Annotated in this window: 9 protein-coding genes; 1 reads left to right on the top strand and 8 read right to left on the bottom strand. The window is 47.8% G+C overall.

The window, feature by feature from the left end; genetic code table 11:
* Positions 1-244: 244 nt before the first annotated feature.
* The 6 genes from TX85_RS06770 to TX85_RS26740 form a co-directional block, all read right to left on the bottom strand.
* On the bottom strand, positions 245-1,192 hold the full coding sequence (locus tag TX85_RS06770) for a hypothetical protein (RefSeq protein ID WP_049894844.1): 948 nt from the start codon (positions 1,190-1,192) through the stop codon (positions 245-247).
* A gap of 55 nt (positions 1,193-1,247) precedes the next feature.
* The gene (locus TX85_RS06765) at positions 1,248-1,865 is read right to left on the bottom strand and encodes a ribonuclease HII (RefSeq protein WP_044478331.1); all 618 of its coding nucleotides are present in this window, start codon (positions 1,863-1,865) and stop codon (positions 1,248-1,250) included.
* Between the two features lie 251 nt (positions 1,866-2,116).
* The gene (gene ylqF, locus TX85_RS06760) at positions 2,117-3,004 is read right to left on the bottom strand and encodes a ribosome biogenesis GTPase YlqF (protein ID WP_044478330.1); all 888 of its coding nucleotides are present in this window, start codon (positions 3,002-3,004) and stop codon (positions 2,117-2,119) included.
* A gap of 15 nt (positions 3,005-3,019) precedes the next feature.
* Positions 3,020-3,673 carry a signal peptidase I gene (lepB, locus tag TX85_RS06755; protein ID WP_044478329.1) on the bottom strand — a complete coding sequence of 218 codons (654 nt, stop codon included), beginning with the start codon at positions 3,671-3,673 and terminating at the stop codon, positions 3,020-3,022.
* A 99-nt stretch (positions 3,674-3,772) separates the two neighbouring features.
* Positions 3,773-4,117 (bottom strand): 50S ribosomal protein L19, encoded by a 345-nt coding sequence (gene rplS, locus TX85_RS06750; protein ID WP_044478328.1) that lies wholly within the window; start codon positions 4,115-4,117, stop codon positions 3,773-3,775.
* Positions 4,118-4,439: 322 nt separating this feature from the next.
* A complete protein-coding gene (locus TX85_RS26740) occupies positions 4,440-4,802 on the bottom strand; it encodes a hypothetical protein (protein ID WP_148444344.1) in 363 nt (120 codons plus the stop codon).
* Positions 4,803-4,995: 193 nt separating this feature from the next.
* Here TX85_RS26740 and TX85_RS28155 point away from each other — a divergent pair, with 193 nt between their 5' ends.
* Positions 4,996-5,085: a putative holin-like toxin gene (locus tag TX85_RS28155; RefSeq protein WP_222860704.1), complete on the top strand. Its 90-nt coding sequence runs from the start codon at positions 4,996-4,998 to the stop codon at positions 5,083-5,085.
* Between the two features lie 590 nt (positions 5,086-5,675).
* On the opposite strand, the gene TX85_RS06745 is transcribed toward TX85_RS28155, so the two are convergent.
* A complete protein-coding gene (locus TX85_RS06745; protein WP_044478327.1) occupies positions 5,676-6,494 on the bottom strand; it encodes a TraX family protein in 819 nt (272 codons plus the stop codon).
* Complete coding sequence (locus TX85_RS06740; protein ID WP_044478325.1) at positions 6,491-8,074, bottom strand: M56 family metallopeptidase; 1,584 nt, start codon at positions 8,072-8,074, stop codon at positions 6,491-6,493. The genes TX85_RS06745 and TX85_RS06740 overlap by 4 nt, the downstream gene beginning before the upstream one ends.
* Position 8,075: the final 1 nt, after the last annotated feature.

The raw sequence follows: 8,075 nt of genomic DNA, 5'->3' as shown, positions 1-8,075 counted from the left end.
GCTCGTGCTCCGCACCGAGCAGCTTCAGCACGCGCCCACCCACGACTCCGTCTGGGGCTGGGGGCGCGCTCCCGGCGAAGCTGCCGCAGGCGCTTCGCCATCCATGGCCGCCGATGCCATGCCGGCGGCCATGGGCCCTTCTGCGGCTGCCTGCTTGCCGGCAGCCGCAGAAGCAGTCGCAGCGCCCTCCGTAAGCGCGGCGCCCTTCAGCTCCGTGAGCACCTGCTGCAGCTTCTGCAGCAGCTCACGGCCATCTCCCTTGGCCGATGCAGCTGCGGCCATCTGGCGGCCCCCCTTCCGGCAGAGCAGACCCTTCTGCCGGAGTTGCAGCGGCCAGGCTTGGAGCAGCAGGAGGCGCTGCCTCTTCCTGCATCTGCGACAGGCCGGAGCCCGAAGCCGCCGTCATCATCCCCGGCGCTGCCTGATTTCCCGTGTTCCCGGCAGCTTGACCGTCCACAGTTCTTCCTGCATTAGCGTTTGCGGCAATGCTTTCCCCTTGAGCAAGAAGACTTCCTGTAGGGTTTGCAGCGGTTCCAGGACCTGATCCAGTCCCTGCTGCTGATCCTTTTTGGCCTTCGCCCCCCTGTGCATTCATCTGACTAAGCAAAGCTGTAAGTTGCTCCTCCAAGGAAGATAACAGCACATGAAGCTGAGGGCCAAACACGGCTTGATGCAGTCCGGAGACCGTCTCCGCCGTGAGCGGCAACGACCGGCTTAAGGCAATCCCTGCGGACTGAATCCATTCGGATAAATTCACCGATGCGGGCTTTTGAGCATTTAACGCCGACAGCTGGGCCAGATTCTCCTTGGTCAAAGGAATTCCGGCCGATTGCATCATCTGCAGAAGCTCCCGGTTTGCTGGAGTATTATCCATCCCCAGAGCTGCCAATGCCTTGGAAAGCCCGGCTCCGGTCAGCTCTCCATTCATCGCACTCTGAATCGGCTTTAACCGCATCATTCCATCCTCTGCCTGCGGCTGCACTTGAAGGAGCGTGGTCTGGCCTGGCTGGAGAGGAGTCTCAAGAGCTGCATGAAGCCTGACGCCCTGCACGTTAAGTACGGCTTCCTGTCCGTCTTCGGAGACGCTCAGCACCGTTCCGCGAACAACCTGCCCGGCTTTCAACTCCAAAGTTTTAGGCGTTCCCGGCTTAATTTCCCCTGCCATCGCCCGTATAATCGGTCCAATACTCATGCTCTCCCCCCTAGTCATTACGATATATAAAACCCGCCGGCAATAGGCGGGTCATTTAAAACAAAGTCTGTTCCTCAATAAACAGGTTTGTCATAAAGCTCTTCCGATGCATCGGAGTAGGTCCCAGCGCCTGAATCTGCTCACGATGGAACTTCGTCGCATAACCCTTATGTGTGCCGATTCCATATTCCGGGTACATGGCATCCCACTCCCCTTTGCACAATCTGTCACGCGTGACCTTCGCCACGATCGAAGCCGCCGCAATCGACTGGCTCGTTGCATCTCCCTTGATCAAGGAAGCTTGCGGAATTTCCATATCAATCCGTTCCGCATCGATCAGCAGAAGGTCCGGCGCAAGCGAAAGCTGCCCGACAGCCTGCTTCATAGCCAGCCTGGTGGCCTGTTTTATATTTATCCGGTCAATCGTCTCAGCGTCTGCATACCCGATACCGACGGCCAAAGCTTTACTCATAATGATGTCATATAACTTCTCGCGCTTCTTCTCACTTAGCTTCTTGGAGTCTGTAACTCCCTCCAGCACCAGCCTTTGGGGCAAAATAACAGCCGCTGCTACAACATCGCCAAACAGGCATCCCCGGCCAACCTCGTCAATACCGGCAATATGCCGGTATTGCTGCCAGTACTCCCGCTCATGAACTAACAAATCGTCCATAATGCCACCTCACTCCCAACTCTCTCTACAAGTAACTTATCATAGATGTCAATATCAAGTCATTTTTCAAGTTATTTGGCATTCCGGCAATACAACAGCCTAATGAGCACAAGTCTACTCATTATCGGCTCTATAGTATATGTATCGGCATTTTGCATCTGTTTTTGTAAGCTTTGCGTAAAAAAACAAAACAGAGTCAGCTTCTTCGGCTGACTCTGTCTCTACGCACATTATTCTTGTAGAACCCGCACTTATAGCAGAGCCGGGTTGTTCAGATGAAACGGTGCCTCAAGCGTGTATCTCCCAAGCTTGCCTGATCTCAGCTCTCGGAGGAATATTCCGGATGCCTTTTCCAGATCTACACGTCCGCCGCTTACAATACATCCCCGTTTCCGCCCGATGGCTTCCATCACAGCCACAATTTCATCCGGATTGTCGGGATCTTGAGGCTGCTCCTTCAGATCAAAGCGCTCACTGAGCGCCTCCCAATAATACTGAACCAGATATTTCACACCAAAAAACGCAATATCCTCAAGATTCAGAATTTCTTCCCGAATCGCGCCGGTTACCGCAAGCCGGTAGCCTACATTTTGGTCCTCGAACTTCGGCCACAGAATCCCGGGTGTATCAAGCAACTCCAATTCAGTACCGATCTTAATCCATTGCTGTGCCTTGGTCACACCCGGACGATCGCCGGTCGCTGCAATATTTTTGCCAGCCATCCGGTTGATCAGCGTGGACTTTCCCACATTGGGAATACCAACGATTAAGGCCCGTATCGCGCGCGGATTCATTCCCTTCGCAATCTGGCGCTCGATCTTCTCCCGCATTAATTCCTTTGCCTTAACAGGGATCTCTTTGATGCCTTGTCCACTGGATGCGTCCACCTGGATAGCAGCATGACCTTCCTCACGGAAATATTCGATCCACTCTCGTGTCACCGAAGGGTCTGCCAGATCCGCTTTGTTCAGCACGATCAGACGAGGCTTTCCCTGCAAAATATCGTCGATCATCGGGTTTCGGCTCGACAAGGGGAGCCTGGCATCGATCAGCTCAATGACTAGATCCAGCAGCTTAAGCTTTTCCTCAATCTGCCGCCTTGCCCTGGTCATATGCCCGGGAAACCATTGTATTGTCATGATTGCATATCACCTCTAGTTCCCGTAATTATGTTTTACGAATTCAAAATCCTGCATCGGCCAGAATACGAGATCCGCACGGCCAATGATATCGCTATACGGAACAAACCCGATTCTCCGGCTGTCCGTACTGTCCGGACGATTGTCACCCATGACAAACACATAGCCTTCCGGCACCGTTCCATCAGGAACAAATTCATTAGGAAAATTGGATGTGGGATTGTTCTGTCTGCTGTTATACAGCTCGTTATTGGCGTGTTTCTCATCCAGCACGTCCTGGATATAGGTTTCCTCGATGACTTCACCGTTAATCTTCACGGTATCGCCGTCCACCTCCACGACATCTCCAGGCACACCGATAACGCGCTTAATGAAATCGCGTCCTTCCGTAGGCACATGGAATACCACGACCTCGCCAAACTTTGGATCCCGTATGTCATAAATGATCTTATTAACGATAATCCGCTCCCCAGTATGGAAGTTCGGCTGCATGGAAGGACCATCTACAATAAAAGGGGCAAAGAAAAGCCAGCGGATCACGAGCACTAAAGCGACAGCGATCACGATAGCCTTCAGCCACTCCAACGCCTCGCTCTTCCCTTGCTTGGGCGGGTTCTCGGGGGATTCTTCCGGCTGGACCGGTTGTTCAGACTCTGATAAATGCTCCATGTTTCCTGACCTCGCTTTGTCATAAAATATGTATCGACTCTTATATTTAAAGACAACAAAGGGGCTTGATCAAACAAGCCCCTTTTGTTCGTTAATGAATTAACGACGTACTTCTTTAATTCTCGCTGCTTTACCGCGAAGTTCACGAAGATAGTACAGCTTCGCACGACGCACTTTACCACGGCGAGCCACTTCGATTTTATCGATTTTCGGGGAATGAAGCGGGAAAGTTCTTTCCACGCCTACACCGTTAGAAATTTTACGAACTGTAAAAGTTTCGCTGATTCCTCCGCCACGACGCTTAATTACAACACCTTCAAACAGCTGGATACGTTCACGAGTTCCTTCGATAACCTTAACGTGTACTTTCAAAGTATCACCAGGACGAAAGCTCGGAATATCCTTACGAAGTTGTTCTTGCGTAATCGCTTGAACGATATTCATCTAGGACTCCCTCCTTCCACTCAGGTGTTCATGCCTCTTCCGGAAAACCCTCTGTTTTCCCTCATCATCCGCAGCGGACCACCGAATTCACAACAAAAGTAATAATATCATATTTACAAGCTCATCGCAAGAAATATTGCACGTTCTTCAAGCCATAATAAATGGGGCTTTTCTTCATTATTAAGAAGGAATTGAACACTAACTTTTCATTCCACTAAATAAAATTATAGGGGGTTCAATAAAAAGAGTAAAGTGTTCAAGCGAATTTATAGAGTTCATTTAATCCATTATAAATATAAACTAATTAGCAAAAAGTTATTCATCAAATCAAACCTTTTACCCGTATCCGCTGCCATAAATAGACTGTTGGATCACTAACCAGACTAACCTTTAATTGTACATATCCAAGTGTAATGCCTTTAACTGTACATGTCGCACCGTCTTGACTTGTTATCTCTCCCAATGCAGTTGAACTTGTCTGATCGTCCACTACATCAGAATCACCGCTAAATGTAATCTGATTGCCTACCAGATAGGAGGTAGCATATTCAGTCAAGCGAGAACCATAATTTAATACATCTTCTAGCTCCTTATAAAATTGTACGAAATCACTCTTAATAGATTTATATTTATCAAAACAAAAGAAGCGGCATTTCAGCTCCATATTTTCATTATCGTGAATCACGATTTTAGATGTCGCAAATCACAACTTCCGAAACTCAATCACATTTGGCTATTGGGTTAGACAAAATAAAAAGAAGTAACCAATATTCCAATCTGGAATATCTTCTACTCCTCTACAATAAAACATGCTATAATTTAACAAGCGATAGAATAGGCTTACAAGGGCGGTCGGCTAACCTCTCGGAAGGGAGGTGATGCCTGTGGAAGTATACCAATCATTGACGCTAATGATCTCATTTGCGACACTCGTTGTACTTATACTTTCTTTCCACAACAAAAAGTAGGCCGCCCTGGACAAGGTAAATGGCCTACTTTTTGTCATTCATCCCTTTATTAGCCTGATCGCCCTTAAAAGCGACTATTGCTACTCAAGAAGTCATGTTAGCGCATGGCTTCTTTTGTATTACCTAAATCCAGTTTAAACGAACGTTTAGATATTTTCAATCCATTTTTATCGAATTGTATTTTTTACTTTTAAAACTCAGAATTCAAACATACCATTTTCCCATTTACGTGCCTGTATAGCAAGCCCCAAGCTTATCACTAAATCATCATGATTGCGAATCTTCACCGCTCCCACTGGCAACTTCAGAACCGCGATAACCTTTACCAATCCATTTATGGAGCGTATCAGGTAGGAATATTATTCAAACGCTTAAGTATCTTTCCTTGGTCGAATACATTCCGTCCACTCGTTTTAAAGGTTTCTGTGTGGGTAGAGGGAAACTCCGTTTGAAAGTCCTCCTTGCTCATTGAACTAAGTTTCCATAGCCTCCAACACAGCATTGGAAGTGTAGCCCCTGCCTTGGATAGCCGTTTTTCTTCGGACGTATACAAATCAATACATGGGATAATTTTCTGACATCTCCAATTGTCATACAAAAGGAACCCTTAAATATCCTATCACAGCTAAAACAATCAAATGAAGCGGATAGAATATGTACATGAACCATTGAAATCTCCTGCCAGTATCTCCTTTTTCACCTGAATAAAAGCAAATTGCCAGAATACCAAGAAAGGGTCCGAGTATATTCAGAATACAGGTTCGTAGCAGCTCCAAATTCTCCAGTGTAAAAGCAACCAATCTATAGCGCGCAAGGACAAGCACGGGAATAAAGAACAGCGTCCTTTGCCAAACCGGGCGGTTTCGCAATATGTAAAACATAAATATAATAAAGATGTATCCCTCGCTGCCTTCAAACTGAAACAGACGCGCCAGAGCCCCGGCCAGTATGATCAAGCCGATTGCAAGCCGCTTATGTCCTTTCCCCTTACATTCTTCATAACCCCAAAGTGCGAGCAGCCCCAATCCCAATGTAAACAGGATATTAAAGGGGACCGCCCTCCAATCCCCAGCAATACCATACAATCGATCTTCTGCCAGATTGAACAGAATATAAGGAATTTGCGCCAGAATCGCAGTGGAGAAAATGCGCAAGATATAATTTTGGATGTTTCTGGTATGTAAGAACCCCTCGACAATACAAAACATAAACACAGGCGCTGCTACTCGGCCAAAATACATCAGAACATGTGGAACCCACGACATTATCCATATGCTCAAATTTTCCAGACCAATAGAAGCAAATCTATCCGCCACAGGAACAATAGCATCTGATAACGGGAAAATACGTATAAAATGATCAAACAACATAGAGATCAGCGCCAGAATCTTCAACTGTTCACTGTTCATCTGAAGAAGCCTTGTTCCGTACCCTCTTCAACGTCCGTAGTCTGCTCAACCACAGGAGAATTTGAGGCAGAGCCCGTATCATAGCGGTTCCGCTGTATCTCCTTCGTACGGCGATCAAATTCGGCATCTCCCTCTTTTAGCACCATTACAGATGTAATTTGACCCAGACGATCCCGGTGTACAGCAATATCCACTGCGCCCTGCTCCCGTGTCTGGACCGAGCCGAGCATTTCATCCTCATAGGTTCTTACTGCTTCTCCATTGTAAACATAAAATCCGTCCTGCCCCCGGGTAATGCCCTCCCTGGAGTATTCCTCCATTACCTCATCATCCGTCAGGAAAAGGTAGACTCCTAACCGGAAAGCTCCCTTTTCTACGTTAAATTCTCTTGCCAGTGCTGATTTAACCTCCCGGACAATAATATCAGGATCATGAGAAGTATCCGCTCGCAGCACATCTAAAATGGCTATATCAGCACGCTGCCTTGCGTTTTCACCTAATGAGATATCTCTTGCAAGCTCCGCCTTGACTGCCCACCTTGAGGAATCACTGCTGCAATAGCTGCTCAGGTACGACGAAAAGGGGGCTTGCGCTCCGGTTGCAAACACAACTGTACTAGCCAGAACAAACAGTATAGAAACCGATAGAGCAAAGGCGGTTGCCTTCTTGTAGCTTAAAACATTTTGAATGCGACGCTCTACTTCTGTCTTGGAAAAGGCGCTATAAAGCAGTGCCGGACGGCTGCCGGTGATTGCCATGGTGAGAAGGCTCGCCGCATAGCTTTTCCGTTCGTCCGCACCAGTCTTTCTGAGTACAGCAGCATCACAGGCAGCTTCCAAATCCGAGGCCAGGCTCTTTGACATGAGCCACACCAGGGGATTATACCAGTGCAGGCATAATGCAAGCAGCATGACTGCCTTCAGCCAATTATCTCTGCGCTTGATATGCATTGTTTCATGAATAAGTATATGCCGCAGAAGCTGATGGTTGCGGAAATCTATGCTCGCCGGCAGATAAATCTTGGGGTGTAAAATACCGCACACAAGAGGAGAAGCAACTTGATCATTCGTGAATACTAAAACATGCCCCATTCCCATGTCCCTAAGAATGGTGTTGATGCTTTGATTATGCTCGACTAACAGGCTGTTCTTCAATTTCCGGGAATACTGAAGCTTTTGATATTGCATTACTCCCGCTGTGGCGGCACCCCCTAATCCGTATATAACCGCCAGAACAGTCCACCAGTTTACCATCAAGTGGTCGGAGCTCTCCGTAGCATAGGCCACAGCTTCCGAAGCACTTACATCTGTGGTGACTGTTCCTTCCATAAGTCCACTTACATAGATGCTTGAGCTGTCTGAAAGCTGCTGCTGCTGCCATTCAGGCACCGTCGCGCTAATCGGACTGGACAGTGAAAACGGAAACAGCAACCGAATAAGCACTACGCCCCACAACAGCGGAAACACAAACTTTGGCAAGCGATCTCGCAGAAAGCTTCTAAGCAGCAGCACGATAATAATCATAGCACTGCCATACAAAGCGATCAGATACAGCGGCATATCCATCCTGAAGTGCAGCATA

It is taken from the genome of Paenibacillus antibioticophila (genome assembly GCF_000455265.1).
GTDB classification, from domain to species: Bacteria; Bacillota; Bacilli; order Paenibacillales; family Paenibacillaceae; genus Fontibacillus; species Fontibacillus antibioticophila.
The sequence above is the reverse complement of the archived record's forward strand: the minus strand, read 5'-3'. Positions and strand labels throughout refer to the sequence as shown.